At 58.5% G+C, this 20380-nt stretch carries 14 protein-coding genes and 1 tRNA gene; 1 reads left to right on the top strand and 14 read right to left on the bottom strand.

Annotation, left to right across the window (positions count from 1 at the left end):
• Positions 1-149: 149 nt before the first annotated feature.
• From DWX63_RS03235 to DWX63_RS03180, 12 genes are all read right to left on the bottom strand, one after another.
• On the bottom strand, positions 150-2339 hold the full coding sequence (locus tag DWX63_RS03235; protein ID WP_117842797.1) for a YhgE/Pip domain-containing protein: 2190 nt from the start codon (positions 2337-2339) through the stop codon (positions 150-152).
• On the bottom strand, positions 2340-5114 hold the full coding sequence (locus tag DWX63_RS03230) for a YhgE/Pip domain-containing protein (protein ID WP_233514445.1): 2775 nt from the start codon (positions 5112-5114) through the stop codon (positions 2340-2342).
• 456 nt (positions 5115-5570) lie between these two features.
• Complete coding sequence (htpG, locus tag DWX63_RS03225; RefSeq protein ID WP_117842795.1) at positions 5571-7595, bottom strand: molecular chaperone HtpG; 2025 nt, start codon at positions 7593-7595, stop codon at positions 5571-5573.
• 202 nt (positions 7596-7797) lie between these two features.
• Complete coding sequence (locus DWX63_RS03220; RefSeq protein ID WP_117637372.1) at positions 7798-8298, bottom strand: GNAT family N-acetyltransferase; 501 nt, start codon at positions 8296-8298, stop codon at positions 7798-7800.
• Positions 8299-8337: 39 nt separating this feature from the next.
• Positions 8338-8988 (bottom strand): tyrosine-protein phosphatase, encoded by a 651-nt coding sequence (locus DWX63_RS03215; RefSeq protein WP_055250497.1) that lies wholly within the window; start codon positions 8986-8988, stop codon positions 8338-8340.
• A gap of 17 nt (positions 8989-9005) precedes the next feature.
• On the bottom strand, positions 9006-9743 hold the full coding sequence (locus tag DWX63_RS03210; protein ID WP_117758243.1) for a CpsD/CapB family tyrosine-protein kinase: 738 nt from the start codon (positions 9741-9743) through the stop codon (positions 9006-9008).
• Positions 9744-9745: 2 nt separating this feature from the next.
• Positions 9746-10402 (bottom strand): YveK family protein, encoded by a 657-nt coding sequence (locus tag DWX63_RS03205; RefSeq protein ID WP_055250503.1) that lies wholly within the window; start codon positions 10400-10402, stop codon positions 9746-9748.
• Positions 10403-10597: 195 nt separating this feature from the next.
• The gene (locus DWX63_RS03200; RefSeq protein WP_117842794.1) at positions 10598-12022 is read right to left on the bottom strand and encodes a cell wall metabolism sensor histidine kinase WalK; all 1425 of its coding nucleotides are present in this window, start codon (positions 12020-12022) and stop codon (positions 10598-10600) included.
• Between the two features lie 3 nt (positions 12023-12025).
• Positions 12026-12754 (bottom strand): response regulator transcription factor, encoded by a 729-nt coding sequence (locus DWX63_RS03195; protein WP_055250507.1) that lies wholly within the window; start codon positions 12752-12754, stop codon positions 12026-12028.
• 64 nt (positions 12755-12818) lie between these two features.
• Positions 12819-13694: a phosphate ABC transporter ATP-binding protein PstB gene (gene pstB / locus DWX63_RS03190; protein ID WP_117842793.1), complete on the bottom strand. Its 876-nt coding sequence runs from the start codon at positions 13692-13694 to the stop codon at positions 12819-12821.
• Between the two features lie 103 nt (positions 13695-13797).
• On the bottom strand, positions 13798-15036 hold the full coding sequence (locus DWX63_RS03185) for a sensor histidine kinase KdpD (protein WP_117842792.1): 1239 nt from the start codon (positions 15034-15036) through the stop codon (positions 13798-13800).
• A 25-nt stretch (positions 15037-15061) separates the two neighbouring features.
• Positions 15062-15757, bottom strand: a complete 696-nt coding sequence (locus DWX63_RS03180; RefSeq protein WP_117842791.1) for a response regulator transcription factor — start codon at positions 15755-15757, stop codon at positions 15062-15064.
• 197 nt (positions 15758-15954) lie between these two features.
• Between DWX63_RS03180 and DWX63_RS03175 the strand changes: the two genes are divergently transcribed.
• On the top strand, positions 15955-17295 hold the full coding sequence (locus tag DWX63_RS03175; RefSeq protein ID WP_158559601.1) for a D-alanyl-D-alanine carboxypeptidase family protein: 1341 nt from the start codon (positions 15955-15957) through the stop codon (positions 17293-17295).
• Between the two features lie 321 nt (positions 17296-17616).
• Here DWX63_RS03175 and DWX63_RS03170 read toward each other — a convergent pair.
• A tRNA-Ser gene (locus tag DWX63_RS03170) sits at positions 17617-17707 on the bottom strand.
• A gap of 92 nt (positions 17708-17799) precedes the next feature.
• The gene (locus tag DWX63_RS03165) at positions 17800-20241 is read right to left on the bottom strand and encodes a lipopolysaccharide assembly protein LapB (protein WP_117842789.1); all 2442 of its coding nucleotides are present in this window, start codon (positions 20239-20241) and stop codon (positions 17800-17802) included.
• Positions 20242-20380 lie beyond the last annotated feature (139 nt).

Raw genomic sequence — 20380 nt, 5'->3', positions numbered from 1 at the left:
TGCCGCCTCATGGTCAAATAAAAACGGGACGCGCCGGACCCCCGGCACGCCCCGCTACTGTAGCAACAACCGGTGTTGCATCGCAATCCAGCATAATAAAGTATCAAACTGGAAGATCTCGATGTTCCGACGGCGTTTACCTGGCTGAACTAGATCAACTTAGTCGACTCCAGCTTTTCGATGATCCAGTCGTTGGCTTTGATGACCGGGCGGCGGAAGACGACGCCAAGGGCCAGCGACGGAATCAGGTAGCTCGCCAGAATGCCCAGCTCAATCCAGTACTCCATATGGTAGGCACCGGCCATGGCAGCGTGCATGGCGTTGATGCCGTGGGTAAACGGCAGGAACGGGTAGATCGCCTGGAACACGGGGCCGGTCATCTCGATGGGGAACGTACCGCCTGAACCGCCGACCTGCATGACCAACAGCACGACAGCGAGCGCCTTGCCGATATCGCCAAACGAAACCGTGAGCGTGTAGACGATATTGGAGAACACGAGACTCGCGACCCAGCCCGCCAGCACAAACTGCAGCGGGTTGTCGCATTGGATGCCAAAGAACAGGATGTCGCCCGCGCACACGAGTGTCGCCTGCAGCAGGGCCAGACCTCCAAAGAACAGGTAGCGGCCCAGGTAGATCTCGTGCAGGCGCACGGGGATCAGCTCGTTGATGAGCTCATCGTCAACCGATACCTTCATCATGGCCGCCAGCACGATCGAGCCGACCCACAGCGACAGGATCGTATAGAACGGCGCCATGGCCGAACCGTAATTGCGGATCGGATAGACCGGCTTGCGGTCGAGCGCGACGGGGCCGGAAAGCGACACGGCCAAACCCTCGGGATCGTTGCCGATCATCGTCTTGATCGTGGCCAGATCGTCCGACATAAGAGCACCGTCGAGCTCGTCCTTGAAAGCGCTAATCTTGTCCGACGCCTCACCCAGTTGGTCAGAAGCCTTGTTGACCAGCTTTGCAGCCTTGGAGAGGCCCTTTGCCAGCGAACCGGATGCGTCGGTCAGACCGCTCACGGCGCTATCCAAGTCACCCGAGATACCGTTCAGGGAATCCAGAACGCCCGAAATGGTCTTCTTGAGCTCCTTGGCCTTAACCGAGAACGTGGAATCGTAGTCGGACTTGGCTCCCGAGATACCCGCCTTGGCATCGGCGATGGCCTGGTCGACCTCGGCACGCGAGTTGTTGACCTCCGCCATGCCGTCCGAAAGGAACTTTGCGGTCGCCGTCAGGTCCTTCGCATTGTTGCGGTACTCCACGGCAATTCTGCCCAGCGACGTCGCAGCGGACTCGAGACCGTCTTTGAGCTTGTCATCACTCACCTGGTCGGCAAGGTTGCGGAGCTGATCGGCCATCGCATCGATATCGTCAGCACGCGTATTGAGCGCCGCTGCGGCTTCGTTGAGCTGAGACACCGTAAGGTAAACATGCTGATTCGCGGCATCGAATGCCTTCGCAAGCTCGGTGGACACGTTGTCGAATGAGCCCGCGCTTCCGTCGATCGCGGTGTTGATGGCGTCGTTGGCTACCTTGAGCGCTTCCTCGGAATCGCTCACACCGCTCTTGGCATGCTCCATCAGCTGCTTCGTCGACTCATCGACGGTGCCCGTCTGCTTGAGCATACCGCCCGCCGACGTCAGCGAATCGGACGTGGAGCTCAAAACGCCCGCCAGCGACGTTGCGCTGGTCTGAATGTCCTGCAGGTCCTGGACCGAATCGCCCAGCGCAGAGGAAAGATTGGCGATAAAGTTGCTCACCTGGTCGGTGCTCATATAGTCGAGCAGGCTGGACACGGTTTTAAGACCGATGCTCGTAATGGTTTCGGTAAAGGTCTCGTTGACCTGACTCTGGACGGCGCTCGAGCCTTTCTCGGTCACGATCTGCGCGATGGCGTTGGCCTTCTGGTTCTCGTAGAACTCGATATCGGCGTGCTTCACGTCGGTCGAAAAGAGCGTCATCATGTCGGCGCTAAACGTCTTAGGGATAACGACGGCAGCGTAGTATGCGCCCGACTTAACGCCCTCGATAGCCTTTTCGCGATCGTTAAGCACAACCCAATCGAAGCTCTCGTTGCCGCGTAGGGTGGCGGTCACGTTTTCGCCCACGTTAACCTCGACGGGAATCAGATCACTCTCGTAACCCTCATCGGTGTTGACCACGGCGATCTTAAGATTGCCGGTGTTGCCGTACGGATCCCAGCTGCCGGCGATGTTAAACCATGCATAGAGACACGGAACGATGATCAGGCCCATCACGACGACCATGCCGATCACGGAGCGAGACACGTTTTGGACATCACGCTTAAACAGGTGCAGGATGTTTTTCATTTATGCCTCACCTCCTTTAGAGTGCTTGCCAAACAGGGTGGTGTCCCCGTCGTTTCCGTTTACGTTGTTAGCGCCGTCGGCATCTTGAGCCTTACGATGCGCACCGATATGCGGCAGACGGCTCGTAGGCTGTTCGCCTCCCTTGGCGCCACGCTCGCTGGCGTTGAGACCAAACATGCGACGGGCGGCAGGGATGGCAGCCGTGTGCTCGCGCATCTCGCGGCGAAGGTCCTCGTCCGAAAGCGCCGAGATACGCATCTGGGTATTGAGGCTCGCACGGATGTATTCGATGTTGATGAGCCAGCCGCAGATGGCGATAACCGAAATGATCCAGATAACGAGCAGGATGATCTTGCCGTTATTGTCGATATCGAGCACCGTCGAAAGCACAAAGAGCAGAACCTGCACGCCTACCACGGCGGCAAAACCGCCCTTGATGTAGTACGGGTAGCGATGCTCAAACGCCACGGCATGATCGAGCAGCTCGCGACGGTACGAATCGGAATCGAGCATGACACGCATGGCCGTGCGCAGCGAGTAGCGCTGGCGCGGCAGGTCGTTGGACTCGCAAATCATCATACCGGTCGTGGAAAGCTGTTTATCAAAGAGAAGGTTGAGATTGAGCAGCAGCGGACGCAGCTGCAGGCCGATAAAGAGCGCCACGATCAAGAACACGCCCAGAATGCACAGGTTAAACAGGTAGTTGAACGAATACATGCCGCCGACCGTCTCGCGCAGCAGATTGATGCCGTAGGTAAAGGGCAGCAGCGGGTGCAGCCACTGGAAGAAGCCGGGCATCATCTCGATGGGGTACATGCCCGACGAACCGGGGATCTGCACGATGACGAGAATGACGCCGATAGCCTTGCCGATATGCTTAAACGTGGTGGACAGCGCATAGATGATATTGACGTAGGTGAACGAAATGGCGATGCCGCCCAGCACGAACAGCAGCGGGCTGACGCACTGCACGCCAATCACCAGATCGCCTACCGTAACGATGATGGCCTGCAACGCGCCCAGGATCACCAGTAGCAACCAGCGGCCAAAGTAACCCTGACGCGCGGTAAAGCTGCCGATGCCTTCGCGGTCGACCTCGAGCTTGTAGATGGCGATAAGCACGTAGCCGCCCACCCAAAGCGCTAGGTTGGTATAGAACGGGGCAATGCCCGAGCCGAAGCTCTTGACTGGATAGATCGACTTGGACGCGAGCTCAACCGGAGATGCCATGAAATCTGCCACGTCATTGACGTCGACGTCCATGAGGTCGGCTAACTCGCCCATAGACTCAGAGGTCTGCAGCGCCGCAATGTCATTGGCGGCGGTCGCGAGCTTGTCCTGAACCTTGGCAAGGGAGGCGTCGGTTTGGGACAGCGTGGTCTTTGCCTGCTTGAGCGTGGCGTCGAGCTGCGCCAGCGTGCCGCGCGCGCTCGCTATCGTGGGGGTCATACCCGACACAATGCCGGTCAAATCGCCCGAAACGGCGGCAAAGGAATCGAGCGCGCTCGAGGCTTTCGGCAGCGCGTTTTGACCCAGGTTCGTCTGGGCCTGGCCAAGGTTGGTCGCACCGGTCTGAATTGCGTTATTGATAGCGTCGCTTGCACCCGAGACGGCCGCGGCGTCATTCGCCATGGCGCTCGACTGCGCAGACAGACCGTCCTTGATGCTCTGAAGCTTTTCATTCTGCTCGCGGAGCAAATCGATGGTCGATACAATGCGCGCGTCAATTTCCTCGGAACCTGTCGACGTGTCATTGACGAGAATCTCCAAATGCCCGATAACGGCCTTATTGTGATCGATCGTCGCTTGGAGAGACTCGAGTGAGTTGTCGATGCGGGTGGTCGTAGATGTGACTGTGCCCGTCAGCTTGCCAATCGCAGCGTTCGCAGAGGCTGACGTCTTGGTGAGCGCAAGGCTGCCTTCCGAGAGCGCCTTGGAGAGCGAGGCGACAGAGTTGCCCGCCGTAGCGCGAGCCTCGCCCAGCAGGTCATTGCCCTGAGCGATTGCCTGCGTTAGAGAGGGCGTCTGACCCTGCAGGCCCGCCAACGCGGCATCAGCCGAGGCGATAGCGCCACTCGTCTTATCGATGGCGGCATTCATATCGCCAATCGAATCGCGCACCTCACCCAAGGTGTCGGATGCCTCGGACACCGAACTTGTCAGCGAGTCCTGAGTCTGGGTTGCCTTGTCCTTTAAATCGACACCGGCATCCTTGGCGATACTGGCAACAGTCTCGCCCACCGTGGAGACAAACTCCGAGTTGATCTGCTCCTCGATGGTGTTGGCACCGGTATCGGTGACCTTGGGCGCAATGGCGCTCTTCTTCTCATTGACGTAATAGGTGAGCTTCGGCTGATGGTAATTGCCATCGAGCATCGAGACAAGATTGTCGGAGAAGTTCTTGGGGATTACGATCGCCGCGTAGTATTCCCCGCTCTCGACGCCCTCTTTGGCATCGGCAGCCGAGTCGACGAAGGTCCAGCCCAGCTGATCGTTTTCCTTGAGCTGGTCGACCACCTTATCGCCTGCATTGAGCTCGCCCACCAAGTCATTCTGGGTGCCCTGATCGTTGTTGGCGATGGCGATTTTAATGCCCTGGGTATTTCCGTACGGATCCCAGTTGGCAACGATGTTGTACCAGGCATACAGCGAGGGAATGACGCACACGCCCAAGGTAACCACCAGGGCGACGGGGTTCATAAGCAGTCGCTTAATGTCGCGCTTAAATATCGCAAAGGAGACCTTTGCGTTGGATAGTTTGCTGCCGAGACTCACGCTTGGACCATCCATCCTGTCGTTGAATCGAATCGTACTATCGATAACCATTGTACGTAGGCGCTTTAGTGCCTCACGGCACAATGGTGCTGAGTTTTGCGGGTAGCAATATACTACGAAGATGAGTTAACGTACAGTTGTACAGTATCTTAAATTTCAGCAGGTCACAAAACCACAACCCGCACAAATTAGCAATCCGAATAGTCATCGGGTAGTCATTGGGGACGTTCTTAAACGACTAGTCGAACAAGAACGTCCCCAATGACTACTTTGGGCCACGAAAGCGTCGCAGGTTGAGCATAAGTCAGCGAAAACGCCCCTAAGCGAGCAAGGTGACGTGAAAGAGGAGGGAAGCGTACTTCGGTACGCGACCGACGATTGAACGTCAGACTGCCGCTTAGGGGCGTTTGCAGCGTCGAGTGGTTACGCGGTTCGTAGAACCGCGTAACCCCCTAGTTACATAAGCTCGCAAATAGCCGCGGCGAAGGCTACGGGGTCCTCGGGGAGGATGCCCTCGACGAGCAGGGCCTGGTCGTAGAGCAAGCCGGAGTACTGCTTGATCTTGTCGGCGTCGCCCGCCTTCTGGGCAGCGACGAGCTTGGCGAAGACCGGGTGCTTGGCGTTGAGCTCGAGCACGCGCTGGCTCTTAGGCATGCCGTCGGGCGCGCCCTCGGGGCCCTTCTGAAGCACTTTCTCCATCTCGAGCGAAAGCGGACCCTCGGTGGTGATGCAGGCGGGAGCGTCAGTCAGACGCGCAGAGACGGCAACCTTCTCGACCTTGTCGCCGAGCGCCTCCTTCATGGCGTTAAAGAAGTCCTCGTTCTCCTTGGTGGCGTCCTCGGCCTCCTTCTTCTCGTCATCGGTCGCCAAGTCAAGATCGCCGGTCGCGACGTTCTTAAGCTCCAGGTGACGATCCTCGACCTCAGGCTCAGCGCCATCGGCAACTGCCTTCTCAGCAGCCTCGCGAGCAGCGTCATCCTCGTAGACCTTAGGCATATCGGCAGCCACGTACTCACGCATGGCCTGGAAGGTGAACTCATCCACGTCCTGCGTCAGCAGCAGTACATCGTAGCCGCGGTCGAGCACGCTCTTCACGACGGGCATCTTGGCCAGGCGCTCGCGCGAATCGCCGGCGGCGTAGTAGATGGCCTTCTGGCCCTCGGGCATGCCCTTGGCATACTCGGCCAGCGTGATCATCTTCTGCTCCTTGGCAGACCAGAACAGCAGCAAGTCGGCGAGCTCGTCGGCCTTCATGCCGTAGCTCGAGTAGATACCGTACTTAAGACCGCGACCAAAGTTCTCAAAGAACTTCTCATATGCCTCGCGGTCGTTGTCGCGCATATCCTCAAGATCGGCGGTAATTTTCTTCTCCACGCGCTTGGCGATTGCCTTGAGCTGTCGGTTCTGCTGCAGCGTCTCGCGCGAGATGTTGAGCGACACGTCGGCGGAATCAACGACACCGCGCACGAAGTTGTAGTAATCGGGCAGCAGGTCGTCGCACTTCTCCATAATCAACACGTTGGAGCTGTAGAGCGCCAGGCCCTTCTCGTAGTCCTTGCTGTACAGATCGAACGGGGCGCGGCCCGGCACAAACAGCAGGGCGTCGTACTCGAGCGTGCCCTCGGCATGGAAGCTAATGGTGCGCGCGGGGTCATCAAAGTCGTGGAACGTGGACTTGTAGAACTCGTCGTAGTCCTTCTGCTCAACGTCGGAGCTACGCTTTTTCCAGATCGGCGTCATGGAGTTGACGGTCTCGAGCCCCTGATAGTCCTCGTACTCGGGCTTGTAGTCGTCACCAGCGTCCTCGGGCTTGGGCTTCTGGCGGCTCTTGGTCACCATCATCTGAATCGGGTAGCGCACATAGTTGCTGTACTGCTGAATCAGGCTCTTGAGGCCCCACTCGGTCAGGAAGCGATCGTAGGTCTCGGCCTCGCCATCGGCGTCGAGCTTCTCGTTCTCGCGCAGCGTCAGGATGACATCGGTACCGTGCTCAGCACGCTCGCCATCCTCGATGGTGTAGCCCTCAAGACCGTCGGACTCCCAAACGTGGGCGGTGTCCTCGCCATAAGCGCGGCTGACGACCTTCACGTGGCTGGCGACCATAAAGGCGGAGTAGAAGCCCACGCCAAACTGGCCGATGATGTCGACATCGGAGCCCTGTTGCTCGGCGTTCTCGGTCTTAAACTCCTCGGAGCCGGAATGGGCGATGGTGCCCAGATTGCGCTCGAGCTCCTCGGCGGTCATGCCAATGCCGTTATCCGAGATGGTAATGGTGCGGGCGTCTTTATCAAAAGAGACGCGAATAGCCAGGTCGCCCTGGTCGAGCTTGACACTCGGGTCCTGCAGGCTCTTAAAGTTGAGCTTGTCGACGGCGTCACTCGCATTAGAGATAAGCTCGCGCAGGAAGATTTCCTTATTGGTGTAGATGGAGTTGATCATGAGGTCGAGCAGTTTTTTGCTCTCGGTCTTAAATTGACGCATGTGCAGTCCTTTCGCGCTACCCCCGTCCGCAAAAACGGCCCGGTTGCCCGAGCCGCATCGCAGACCTGCTATGTCCAGACTTAGATTTTATAACCCATTAGCGCGCATATATACATACGGAATCGAAAAACTGTATGTCCAAACGCTCTGATACGCCAATTGCCAAGGAGTGTCCCCGACTGCCGGCAGGAAAGGAACGTCCCTATCTGCCATCTACGCGCTTGGCCATCCAAGCATGGGGCTGGCCCTCGTCTTCGTAGTCCACCGGGGCAATCTGCGTGTAGCCCGCCTTGGCATAGAGCGGCAGCACGTATTCCTGCGCATGCAGCTTAATGAGCTTGGCGCCGGCATCACGCGCGCACGTATCACTGGCCTCGACAATCTTGCTCGCCAGACCGCGACGGCGCATGCTCGGCAGCACAGCCACGCGCCCCATAATGTAGGTCTCCCCCGCCGCGACGCCTTCGTCCAAGTCGCACGCCGGCGACACCGGAGCCTCCGCGTCAGCCGCACGCTCAAGCTCTTCGGGAAACACGCGCGAGCAACCGGCAAGCTCGCCGTCTACATAGAGCGTCACATGAATGCAGTTCGGATCCTCGTCGATAGCGTCAAACTCGTTCTCGTAGCCCTGCTCGTCCATAAAAACGACGCGGCGCACCAACGCCGCGTCATCAAAGCATCCCGTCTTAAGTTGGATATCCATGGCTGCCCTTTCATTCAATGCGAACGTTAGGGACAGATTTTAGCGAAAATGAGCTCCGCGCACGCTAAACTTCGCGCGAGCCTTCGCCAGGCAGTCGTAATGACCCACGTTATGGGCATCGCTCGCGATGAAGCTGTACAGGTTCTGATCGAACAGGCGCTGTGCCGGCTTTTTCTCGCGACCAAAGCGACCGCCGGCAATAAAGTCCGCCGAAGCCTGCAGCTTGCAGCCCATATCGACCAGGCGCTCCGCCACGCTTACATCCTTTTGAACCGCACGATAGCGCTCAGGATGAGCGATGATCACCTGGTAGCCACGGCACTGCAAATCGTAAATCGTGTTCTCGTACTCTCTAAACGCATACGCATCGGCATGCGTCGAAAGCTCGAGCAGAAACTCGTTGGTCCCATCGAAATGCAAGTGATCCGCGGCATCGATACCAAGCTCAACGAGCTTTCGATGGTTGACCTCGAAGCCCATCTGGAGCGGAAAACCGTCAGCGTTATCGCGCAGCAGCTCAAAGGCATCCCACATCTTGTCGTAATCAAAATAGGGATCACGGCAGTGAGGAGTGCAAACGATTCTGGTTACACCGGCCCGCTTGGCAGCCTCGAGCATCGCCAAGCTCTCTTCGAGATCGGCGGCGCCGTCGTCTACACCCGGCAAGATATGGCAATGAATGTCACGCATAGGTCAGCCTTAATCAACTAAACGTTTGCTCGGTTGGTGAAGATGCCCTTTTTGGAAGTGCCCTGATCGTCGGAGCCCTTCTTAACCTTCTTACCGTCCTTGGTGTAGTAAGAATAGTAGTACTCGCTGGTCTCGGTCTCACAGTAATTCATGACGGTACCGATGAGCTTGACCTTCTCGGACTTCTTAAGCTGGGCGATAGCGTTGAGCGCCTCTTCGCGCTTGGTAAAGTCCTCGCGCACCACGAACAGCGCGCCGTCGGTCAGGCTGGCAATCTCGGCAGCATCGATGAAGGTGCCGACCGGAGGAGCATCGAAGATGACGTACTGGAACTTAGCAGACAGTGCCTTGACCAGCTTGGCAAAGCGATGGGAGACGATGATGTCGGCAGGATTGGGAATATGCGGCTCGGCATCGAGGAAGTAGAAATTCTTCTGACCTGTCTCGACAATCGCCTGGTCGATAGAAACCTGCTCGGACAGGACTGCATAGAGTCCGCCGCGCGAACGAACGCCGAGCATATCGGAAAGGGACCTGCGGCGCATATCGGCCTCGACCAGGAGCACGGACTTGCCGCTCGTGGCGATTGCCTGAGCAAGGTTAATGGAAACCGTAGACTTGCCCTCGTTGGGAATCGAGGAGGTAACGGTGATGGTGCGAATGGGGTCGTCCACGCTCGCAAAGCGGATGTTGGCCAGAAGGGTCTTGGCGGCATTCTGCACAACGAGCTTATCGGTGTTCTTTGCCTTAGCCATGCCTATTTACCACCTTTCATAGCCGGAATTCGGCCAACAACGGGAATACCCAGGAGCTCTTCTGCCTCTTCGGCACCGCGGATGCGGGTATTGAGCATGTCTGCCAAAACGACATAGGCAACTGCGATAAAGATACCGGCGAGGAACGCGACGGCAATATACAGCGTGCGCTTGGGGCCGCTGGGGGCTTCGGGGGTCTTAGCCTCGTCGATAACGTTGATGCTCTGGGCAGCGCCGACGTTCTGAGCGACCGTACTCACCGAGCTGGCAATGGCCTTTGCGACCTCAGCCGTCTCCTTGGCATCGGTGCCGGTAACCGAAAGCGTAATGACACGCGTGGTGGTCTCGGAGGAAACAGACACCTTGTAGTCATCCAGATCGGTGAGGCCCAGTTCTTTGGCGGCGCCGCTCTTAACGCTATCACTATCCAGCAGCGTGGCGATATCGTTGGAAAGCATCTGGCTCGCCGAGAGATCGTTGTAGCTCATCTGACCGCTATCGTCGGTCTTGGCGAGAATGTACATGCTCGTCGTCGCGGTATAGGTGTTGTCCATCGCAACGAAGGACACGATGCCCATGGCGATCGCGCAGACCACCGGAAGGGTGATGACCAGCTTGAGGTGCTTCTTCAGCAGCTGGAACAGTTCGAGAAGGGTCATGCAGCTTGCCTTTCATTTCCCCAGTTCGGATTGACAAAACTGTCCGTATGTTATCGCATCTTTTTACCGAGACCAAACTCTATACATAAGAAACAGGCTCTCCTGTAAAAATGTCGGAAGCAATCGTAAAATTGCGCAACAACGCCGCACCCGAAAGTCAAATGCGGCGTCTACATCAATATCTATGTTGTATCGCTATGCGAATGGCTCGTCCTGCTGTATGGGAAACGTCACCGTAATGGTGGTTCCCACGCCCAACTCACTCGACAGATCGAGCGTGGCGTGATGATACAGGGCCGCATGCTTGACAATGGCAAGCCCCAGGCCGGTTCCGCCGCGTGCCTTGGACCTACTCTTGTCCACGCGATAGAACCGCTCAAATACCTTGCCCTGTTCTTCAGGCGCGATACCGATTCCCGTGTCGGCGACAGCGAGGAACGGATGGTCTTCGTCGTTGGTGCCGCACTGCAACGTAACCGTACCGCCGGGTCGATTGTAGCGGATGGCGTTGCTTGCCAGATTATAGATGAGCTCGTCGATCAAGCGCGACACGCCTTCGATGACCACAGGCTTGGTCTCATGACTTATCGTCACATTCGCTTGACGGGCGACCTGTTCAAGACGCTGCTCAACCGCGTAGATCGCACGCGAGAGCTCAATAGGCTCCGTGGACCCAATGGGCACTGTCTCGCCTTCAGTCGCACGTTCGGCCTCGTCCAAGTTAGACAGCGTAAGGATGTCGTTGACAAGCGCTGCCAAGCGGCCCGCCTCACGATAGATGCGACCGCCAAAGTTGCGCAGGTCGTCCTCGCCCTCGACCATGCCATTTGCGATGAGCTCGGCATAGCCCGAAATCGCCGTAAGCGGCGTCTTGAGCTCATGGGTGATATTCGCCGTGAACTCGCGGCGCATACGGTCGTTGTCCGCTAGCACCGCCATTTGGCGCTTGAGTTCCTGGCGCTGCGACTCGATGCGCTCAAGCATGGGAACCATCTCGGCATAGGCGTGCTCATAGCTACGGCGTGGGTGATCCAAATCCACCTCTTGTAACGGCGCGATGATGGCACGGGACTCACGGCGCGCCATAAAAAACGAGAGTACTGCACCCGCTGCTGCGATAAGCAGCATCGGCGCCAGCATCGACAGCAAAATCGCCGCAACGCCAGGCTGGGCCTGCGCCAAGCGAACGACCTGGCCGTTATCAAGGGTGACGGCGCGATACAGCATAATCTCGTCGAGTGTAGAGCTTGCGCGCTCCGCGGAACCCGAACCACTCTCAAAGGCCTCGATGACCTCGGGGCGATCGCCATGGTTGGGCAGTGTGGAAGGCGACGCCTCGTTGTCGTAGGCAACCGATCCATCCTTGTTAATCAGCGTGATGCGTAAGTCCTCGCGATCGAGGCTACGCAAGAACGGGATGGGCTCCTGCTGCTCGTCGAGGGCGGCAGCAATGAGCTCGGTTTCCTGCGCCAGATTGGCACTCGTGGCATCCGCCAAGGTGTTTTGCACAAAGAACGCACCCAGCACCGTAAACGCCACGATAACCGCCATGGCGCAAACAAAGATCGTCACAAAAACGCGGTGCGACAGCGTTTGTTTTCCCTGCGGGGCGAAGACCACGGGTTACTCCTCCGATGCGGTGGACGCGGTGTCGTCACCTTCGGCACCATCACCGGCAGAAGGCTCAGCCAAGCGGTAGCCCACGCCGCGCACGGTCTCGATGGCGCTGGCATGCTCGCCCAGTTTTTGGCGAAGCGTCTGCACATGCACGTCAACGGTGCGCGAACCGCCGTCGAAGTCCCAGCCCCACACGCTCTGCAGCAACGACTCGCGGGTAAAGACCACGCCGGGCTTGCGCATGAGATACTCAAGCAGGTCGAACTCGCGCAGGGTGAGCTTAAGCGGCTCGCCGGCAACGGTCACCTCGCGATGGCTGGGCGAGAGCACGATGTCGCCCACACTGAGCACATCGCTCGCCTGCTTGACCATGCCGCCGCGACGCAGCAGTGCGCGGCAACGGCTCGCAAGCTCCATGAGCGAAAACGGCTTAGTCAGGTAATCGTCGGCACCGCCATCGAGCGCCATCACCTTGTCGAGCTCGGTGTCCTTGGCAGTAAGCATCATGATGGGCACCGTCGCCGTCAGGCGGTCGGCACGCAGGCGACGCATAATTGCCAGGCCATCGGTATCGGGCAACATGATGTCGAGCAGGACAGCATCGGGCACCCGTCGCGCCACAGCAGCCTTAAACTCACCATCGCACGAAAAGCCCTCGGCCTCGATCCCCTGCTTGCGCAGCGCATAGACCGTCAAATCCCTGATGTTGTCATCGTCCTCGACGTAATAGATCATGTTGAACCCCTTTGCGGCCGGCATGACCGCATCTTAACCCTAAAGGTACCTTTACGAGATGGTATCAGCCAAAACGTCCCGTCAAATAATCCGCTGTGCGCGAATCGGTCGGTTTTTTGAAGAGCTGAGCGGTGGGCGCGTGCTCCACCAGCTCGCCCAGCAAGAAAAACGCGACCGAGTCGGAGATGCGCGCCGCCTGCTGCATATTGTGCGTAACGACCACCAACGTGCAGGTCTCCTTGAGCTCGCAGGCAAGCTGCTCCACCACCAGCGTCGACACGGGGTCGAGGGCGCTCGTGGGCTCATCCATCAGCAGGATGTCGGGTTGCACGGCAAGCGCGCGGGCGATGCACAGGCGCTGCTGCTGCCCGCCCGAAAGGCCCAGGCCCGACTCCTTGAGCTTGTCCTTGACCTCATCCCACAGAGCGGCTCGACGAAGGGAATCCTCGACCAGCTCATCCAGCACGGCGCGATCGCGCACGCCCATGCCACGGGGGCCGTACGCGACGTTGTCATAAATGCTCATGGGAAACGGGTTAGGACGCTGGAACACCATGCCCACGCGCTGGCGCAGACGGCAGACGTCGTAGTCGCCCAGGATATCCTGGCCATCGAGCGCGATCTTGCCCTTGATGCGGCAATCCTTGATGTCGTCGTTCATGCGGTTAAAGCAGCGCAGCAACGTGGACTTTCCGCAGCCCGAAGGACCGATAAACGAGGTGATCTGCTTGTCGCGGATCTTGATGGACACGTCCTTGAGTGCACGGTGGTCGCCATAGAACAAATCGAGGCCCTCGACGTCGATGCGCGTCGGCGAGGCGGCAAGGTCCTGCGCCGTGGGGCGCGTCGCGTCTCCGACTTCGCGCTCGTGCGCAGCCTCGGCTCGCGCCTCCATTAGCTCCTCGAGCTCCGTGGGCTCCATAGCCACACCAGCCGTCATACCGCATACCTCCACGTCGATATCAATTCAGCAGTATCGATAGTAGAAACCGCGGCTCATACGCACGTGAGCGCATTGTCAGGTGTTTGTAAGGGCGCCTACGCTACGCGGCGGGCAGCTCGATGGTAAAAACGGTATGCTCGGGCGTCGATTCGCACGCGATGGTGCCGCCATGCGCGCATACAATCTCCTTGGCGATGGCGAGACCCAGCCCAGCGCCGCCGCGATTGGTCGCACGCGCCGCATCCAGGCGATAGAACTTCTCAAAGATCACCTTGAGCTTTGGCTCAGGGATCGGATCGCCCTGGTTTATAAATCGTACGCGCACGCCGCCGTTACCCAAACGTCTGGCCTCAATCGTGATCATCGAGCCTTCATAGCTATAGGCAACGGCGTTTTTCATGATGTTGTTGAATACGCGAGCCATCTTGTCGCCGTCCACGAGCACCGTCAGATCCTCGCAGATATCAACCTGGGCTTCTTTATGCTGTTCGTTGAGAATGGGATAGAACTCGTCGGCCACCTGTGCCAGTAAGAGCCCCAAATCGACGTAGCTGCGGGTGAGCACGATATCGTGGAAATCAAAGCGCGTGATGTCGAAGAACTCCTCGATGAGCGCATCGAGCCGGTGGGCCTTGTCGAGTGCCACGCCCGTAAAACGTGTGCGCTGCTCAAGCGGCAAATCGGGGGCCTCCTGCAAGAGCGAAAGGTAGCCCACCACGCTGGCGAGCGGCGTGCGCAGGTCGTGCGCCAGGTACGTCACCAGGTCATCTTTGCGGTGGGATTCGTCACGCAGGGCTTGTTGAACCCTACGCTCGCAATCGCGCGCCCGGTTGAGCGCGCCCTCGACCTCGAGGAAGTCGCCGTCAATGTTGTCCCATGTGTCGGGGTTATCGATCAGACGGTCCTGAATGCGGGCGGCAATCACGCGGTCGGCGTGCAGCTCGCCCTGCTCGTAACCCTGGTAGTACAGGGCGCGTCCGCAGAAGAACAAGACGCACACGGCAAGCGCCAGCACAAATCCAAGCATGTTGAACACAAAGCCGGCGTCAAAGAATACGGGCTCGCCAATACCGCCAAGCGCCATGGACCCGATCGCCAACGTAATTGTCCACGCGACGCCGCCGATCACCACACAGCGGCGAACGATTTCGAATCGATCAATCAGCAAAAAGCCAATGAGTAGAACTGCCAGGATGCCAACGATATTGTCAATGCCGATGAGCAGCAGACTCAGCAAAAAGAGCAGCACCGTCGCTAACGCACGGTTGTCAACGACCGCCCTTACGTATTCAAAGAGTCGATCGGGTACCTCGAATGCCCGCCTATCGTCTTTTGTCATATCTACTCCCCCGCCATCAAAGGCGTTATTCGATTATGTAGCCGACGCCCCAGACGTTTTTGATAAAGCGCGGCTTTTGAGCGTCGTCGCCGATCTTTTCGCGCAGATGGCGAATGTGCACCATAACCGTATTGTTGGAGCCGGGCATAAAGTCCTCGTTCCACACCGCGCGGAACAGGTCCTCCACGGCTACCACGCTGCCGCGATGCTCAACCAGATACAGCAAGATGGAATACTCGATGGGCGTGAGGCGCACCGGCGCACCGTCCACCGTCACAGAGCGGGCGTCGCGGTTGATCTCGAGGCCGTCGAGCTGGATGATCGGCGACTCGGCCGCCTGTGCGCGGCTGCCGTAGCTGGTATAACGACGAAGCTGAGCGTGCACGCGCGCGATGAGCTCCAGCGGACGGAACGGCTTGACCACATAATCGTCTGCGCCAAGCGAGAGCCCCTCGATCTTATCCTGCTGGGCATCGCGTGCCGTCAGCATGATCACGGGATAGGTATGGCTGGAACGGATCGTACGCAACAGCTCAAAGCCGTCGATATCAGGCAGCATGACATCCAGCAGCGCCAGATCAAACTCCTGCTCCAGAATCGCCTTGGCCGCATCGGCCCCGCTGTAGGCAATCTGGACATCAAAGCCCTCTTTTGTAAGGTAGATACCAACCAGGTCGGCGATGGCTTTCTCGTCATCAACTACCAAAATGTGCTCGTTCATGCGTGCTCCTCTCGCGCTCCATTATGCCCGAGGCGGCGCGTGCCACACACAACAAGCGCGGGCGATTAAGTCGACCTTAAGCACCAATGTGTCCGTTCGGGCGCGGATGTGGGCCACGCACGCACGCGATGATCGCCGACACCGGCAAACGATATACTCTAGTTCCAGAAGAGACCATCCCGTCGAAAGCGAAATCTGTGAAGTCCCTCACCTCTTTTGCAAAGCGCTCAGCCCAGCTTGCCGCCGGCTTTGTCTGCGCTATCGCCCTTGCCGCTGGCGTGCCCACCGTCGCCGGCGCCCAAGTGCTCACGACCGACAATGTCTGCGGCAAAACCGCCGATGCGCGCGGCATCACGGCCGATAATCTGCCCGATATCGATGCGACCAATGCGCTCGTCATGGGCAAAGACGGCACCATCTACTACGGGCGCGGCGCCGATGAGCAGGTCAAAATCGCCTCGATCACCAAGGTCATGACCACAATCCTAACCGTCGAGAATTGCAAGATGGACGAGAAGGTCACGGTGAGCAACGCCGCAGCCACCGTGGGTAATTCGACCGCCGGCTTGCTCGAAGGTGACGAGCTTACCGTGGAGCAGGCACTGCGCGGCCTGATGATTCCCTCGGGCAACGACGCCGCCGTCGTGCTCGCCGAATATGTGGGCAAGAAGATCGACCCTAAGACCAAAGACGCCGAGGCAACCTTTGTGAAGGCCATGAACGAGCGCGCTAAGAAGCTCGGCTGCACCGGTACGCTTTTTGAAAACCCGCATGGTCTGGACTTTGATGAGTGGGCTGGCGATATGCACTCAACCGCACACGACGTAGCGCTGATGATGCAGGAGGCCATGAAAAACGACACGATCCGCGAGGTCGTAGCGAGCGAGGATTCCTGGATCGAGGTCACGGGCGCCGACGGCACCGACCATTCGCATTCCATGGACACGCATAACTATTTGCTGGGCCAAGATGGCAACATCGGTGGCAAGACCGGCACCACCGACGACGCGGGCTATTGCTTTACGAGCGCCTACAACCGCGACGGCGACGAGATCTACACCGTCGTTTTGAACTCCACCACCACCGACCAGCGCTTTACCGATACCGCAACCCTTGCCAATTGGTACTACGGTCACAAGGTGACGGTCGCAATCGCCAACACACAGGAAAAGACCGCCAACGGCAACCCGCTTATGGCGCGCATTGGTCAAACCGACTGGACGGATAAGACGATCGACGCCACACTCGCCGATCCCACGGCGCAAGCGACCGTGTTTTCCCTTGCCGGCGAGGTGACCGAAAAGGTTAGCTACGACGATCTTTCGGGCACGGTGCATGTGGGCGACAAGGTGGGCAGCGTCACGCTCAAGCAGGACGGCACCAAGATCGCCGTCATGGACCTGGTTGCCGACGAGGAAGGCGCAGGGCCGAATCCCATTGAATGGCTGCTCGTGAAGCTCGATCGCTTGGGCCGTCGCATCGACAACCGCCCACTCACGGCAGAAAGCGAGACCGTCGCCAAGGCGCCCGAGGTGTAGGGCGCAAGAATAATAAGTCCACTGAAAGGAGGCGTCCGAAAGGATGCCTCCTTTTTTGAGGGTTCGAATCCCCAGCTAACGTGGTTCAACTAAAAAAGAGCCCCTTTCGGAACCCTTCTTTCAAGTCATACTGGCGGAGAGCTGGGGATGTCCGGGCATGCTGCGCATGCCCTCCGGCTTCAAAGCCTGGCGGCTTTTCGCCCACGGGCTACAAACGCTTTCGCGTTTGCTTAACGCCCGTGCCCTCTCGGGTTCGAATCCCCAGCCTCCTTTCTCCGCACAAAAAAGGGCCCCAAATGGGACCCTTCTTTCAAGTCATACTGGCGGAGAGCTGGGGATTCGAACCCCAGATGCCCTTTTGGGGCATACTCGCTTAGCAGGCGAGCACCTTCGGCCTCTCGGTCAGCTCTCCGTAACAGCCGTTCTATAGTAACCAAACAGCCAAGGATGGGCAAGAGGAAATTTTCTAATTGCCTAGCAGCCTTTCCTTCTTGAAAGCTTCGCCTACCCCAGCGAGCGGTTGAGGGAGCCGAGCTCGTCGTTGCCCATGGTACGCCACATTTGGAAGATGCAACCGCGCGCCAGGAAAAAGAAGCCGTTATCGACCAGCTGCACGGCGGCATCCGCAAGCTGGTTGGCCACCGCGGGCACGGGCGGCAATTCGAGTCCAGCCCTGCGGATGGTCTCGACCGCTTCCTCGAACGTCGGAGGCTCGCTGACACCCATCTCGTTCATAAGGCCCTGCATTTCTTCCAGCGCGCTGCTGCCCGACTCCTCGCCGCGCGGCACCAGACGGTAACAAGCCAGCGCCAGGTCGAGCTGATCGCAATTCCAATAGGCAAACGCCAAGCGATAGAACAGGTAGCCGATTGCAGAACGATCGCTGGCAATACGTAGGCCGTGGCGCGCCACCTCGATAATCTCGTCAAAGCGCTCCAGACGCGCGAGCACGTTGATGAGCGCAAAGTGCGACTGCATGGACGAGCGCGCCAGATCGTAAAGATGGCGCACCTCGGGCAGTGCTCGTTCAAAGTCCTCTTGCTCGGCGTAAAAACTGCAGATCTCGTGCTGGGCAAAGTACAGCGCATCGGGCGCACGAAGGATTCGCACAGAGCGGTCTTCTTCCAACACCGGTAGCACCATGCGCACCAGCTGGTTATCGCAAAACTGCGTTTGAACCGGACCTGTCGCCAAAAGCTCGGCGACGGCGCACTTAGCCTCCAACTCCTCAACAAGACGGGAAAAGCCTTCAAAAGCACCTGTACGGTCGACTTTTGCCTGCTCGCGCAATTCAACAACACGGGCCACGTATGGGTCGTCGTCCTCTTCCATGACCTCCAGCTCGTCAGCCGTATCGGCAAGCAGCAGATCGCGCAGCGCCGGCGGCAGCATGCGATGGTCATCACGCGGACGAGCATGAACCTCCGCCGGCTCAATCGTCTCCGGAGCGGTTGACTCATACGCCTCAAGCACACGCTTGCACGGCATATCGTCCATGTCCATGCTCTCAAGATCCTTGGCGACAGGCACGCAATCGGCCAGATAGGCCGCACGCCCAAAGAAATACGTTGCGACAACGCACTCGCCCTGCTCACTGTCGGGAGCAGCAATCTGCACATAGCAGCGCGTGATGCAGGTGCCCGCGGCAAAACACGCTGCCGCAAGCGTGAGTGCCACGCGCGCATCGTGCTCCGCGGCCCAGATCGTGCGCGTGTCCTCGTCCAGCTCGTGCCAGGCGTCATCTTGAGCGTCGTATTCACGTTGCGGCATGGCATCAACGACAGACTGCCCAAACCGAACGAGCATAATCCCCTCGGCAACGTTTGCCCGATAGGTATAGTCGAGCCGCGTGACCACGTTAAGCGCCTCGACAATACGCGCGAAGCGGGTACGCACATCCCACTCACCGCCCGGCTGGCAAGCCACCGTACCCGGTTCGCCCCACGGGTTATCGCTCGAGGCCGTATCGAGCAGTCGAGGAACATCGTTGGTCGTCTTAGCGATATGCCACGCATCAAAGAGCGCGCAGCCCTCAAGGCTCGGCGACGAGGCCGCGGGGACCAATCCAGCCCCGATGCGCTCAAGGATGCCGGAGAGGCGGTTGAGACGGCACTCGATGGCAAGCAGCATGTCAATCTCGTCCTGGTCCAGCAGGCTACGATCATAATTGAGATAGAAAAGCTTTGAACGATCAATGCGAGCCAGGCTCATCTCGGACTTGGCAGCGATGGTGCGCAAGCGGGGCAAGTCAATTTCACTCATAAGGGCGGCGGCATAGCGCTCGATACCGCTCGGATTCTCGGCATGGTCAACGCGGTAAAGCAGCGTCTCGATAGCATCAGGGAGCGGTGCCGTGTTAAAGCCCAAAAACACCTCGACCGGCTCGGGCAACTTTACGAGCTTGATCTTGTCGATAACATTTTGCATACCCTCGTCGAGTCCGCCGGCGTCCGCCGTGCTCGCAATGGCATTTTCGGAGTCAGCGAATATCACGTAGCGCAGGAACATCGATGCCATGAACTCGCCGTAAGGAAGGGAGCGGGTCGAATTCCATGTCTCGTGGTCGGACTGCTCGCGCATGGGGCCTTCGGGAGAGCCGACGGTTCGCGCGCACGCGCGCATTGTGCCGTTGGCTCCCCGAACCACAATCTCACCAATACCGGAGTCCGACTCGTCAAGGACCAGTTCCATGTCGGGATCGTTGGGCAGCGGAGTCTCGCTAACGGGGCGGTCCACCTTGTACACCTCGCCCGAAACGCTTACGTAGCCCAAAAGCGACACATGACTTTTGCCAACGAATTCGACGACATAGCAAGATTCATGCTGATCCTCACCAAAGAGTTTCCAGACCACGCCATATGAGCGTCCCGCAGGCTGCTCGGGCATCGCCGGAAAGCGCTTTTTGGGATCGAGAAACCTGAGCTTGTATGTCGGACGCTCTGCCACGAAGTATCACCCTGATCGGTCGCTTGAAGAAGGAGTGGTCGCGAATAAGTCGCGACATCTACTCGGAATCTTACACGAGTCGACAGGAAATCGTCCGCTTTACGCCCGCGCCTCGACCGAGGTTCGAATCAATGCGGTG

Origin of the sequence: Collinsella sp. AF20-14LB (genome assembly GCF_003459505.1) — a bacterium.
GTDB lineage: Bacteria > Actinomycetota > Coriobacteriia > Coriobacteriales > Coriobacteriaceae > Collinsella.
Note: the sequence above shows the minus strand (reverse complement) of the source record. Positions and strands in the feature narration are given on the sequence as shown.

Bases quoted from the DNA above. Each gene is read 5' to 3' on its own strand.
- DWX63_RS03180 (WP_117842791.1), bottom strand. From the start codon at position 15,757: ATGAACGAGCACATTTTGGTAGTTGATGACGAGAAAGCCATCGCCGAC.
- DWX63_RS03205 (WP_055250503.1), bottom strand. From the start codon at position 10,402: ATGACCCTTCTCGAACTGTTCCAGCTGCTGAAGAAGCACCTCAAGCTG.
- DWX63_RS03235 (WP_117842797.1), bottom strand. From the start codon at position 2,339: ATGAAAAACATCCTGCACCTGTTTAAGCGTGATGTCCAAAACGTGTCT.
- DWX63_RS03195 (WP_055250507.1), bottom strand. From the start codon at position 12,754: ATGATCTATTACGTCGAGGACGATGACAACATCAGGGATTTGACGGTC.
- htpG (WP_117842795.1), bottom strand. From the start codon at position 7,595: ATGCGTCAATTTAAGACCGAGAGCAAAAAACTGCTCGACCTCATGATC.
- DWX63_RS03215 (WP_055250497.1), bottom strand. From the start codon at position 8,988: ATGCGTGACATTCATTGCCATATCTTGCCGGGTGTAGACGACGGCGCC.
- pstB (WP_117842793.1), bottom strand. From the start codon at position 13,694: ATGACGGCTGGTGTGGCTATGGAGCCCACGGAGCTCGAGGAGCTAATG.
- DWX63_RS03220 (WP_117637372.1), bottom strand. From the start codon at position 8,298: ATGGATATCCAACTTAAGACGGGATGCTTTGATGACGCGGCGTTGGTG.
- DWX63_RS03210 (WP_117758243.1), bottom strand. From the start codon at position 9,743: ATGGCTAAGGCAAAGAACACCGATAAGCTCGTTGTGCAGAATGCCGCC.
- DWX63_RS03185 (WP_117842792.1), bottom strand. From the start codon at position 15,036: ATGACAAAAGACGATAGGCGGGCATTCGAGGTACCCGATCGACTCTTT.